Genomic DNA, 755 nt, shown 5'->3' on the forward strand with positions numbered 1-755 from the left:
TCTCTCAAACGAGCCGCTGATGTTTCGACTACGGGGGTCTTACCCTCTACGCCGGACCTTTCGCATGTCCTTCGCCTACATCAACGGTTTCTGACTCGTCCTGTTGCCGGCAGACAACAGAAGAGAGATCCCACAACCCCGCACACGCAACCCCTGCCGGGTCTCACACGTATACGGTTTAGCCTCATCCGGTTTCGCTCGCCACTACTCCCGGAATCACGGTTGTTTTCTCTTCCTGCGGGTACTGAGATGTTTCACTTCCCCGCGTTCCCTCCACACTGCCTATGTGTTCAGCAGCGGGTGACAGCCCATGACGACTGCCGGGTTTCCCCATTCGGACACCCCCGGATCAAAGCCTGGTTGACGACTCCCCGGGGCCTATCGTGGCCTCCCACGTCCTTCATCGGTTCCTGGTGCCAAGGCATCCACCGTGCGCCCTTAAAAACTTGGCCACAGATGCTCGCGTCCACTGTGCAGTTCTCAAACAACGACCAACCACCCATCACCCCGGGAAAACTCCCGAGTGCACTGGGGCCGGCAACTGAAAGCAAAGCCTCACGGCCGTACCCTCAGACACCCAACAGCGTGCCCGACACCGATCCCTCTCAGACATCACGTTCCACGCCGAAGCAGTACTGGTGATCCATCAAGTCGATCGTGCCGAGTAGTCAACGTTCCACCCATGAGCAACCGTGCAAGACATCTGCTTGCAGTCGGCCATGTGCTCCTTAGAAAGGAGGTGATCCAGCCGCACC

Annotated in this window: 1 rRNA gene; it reads right to left on the reverse strand. The window is 58.4% G+C overall.

Annotated elements, in window-relative coordinates:
• Positions 1-452, reverse strand: a 23S ribosomal RNA gene (locus KUM40_RS25965); the annotation flags it as partial.
• Positions 453-755: the final 303 nt, after the last annotated feature.

Source organism: Streptomyces sp. AC512_CC834 (assembly GCF_019049325.1).
Taxonomy (GTDB): Bacteria; Actinomycetota; Actinomycetes; order Streptomycetales; family Streptomycetaceae; genus Streptomyces.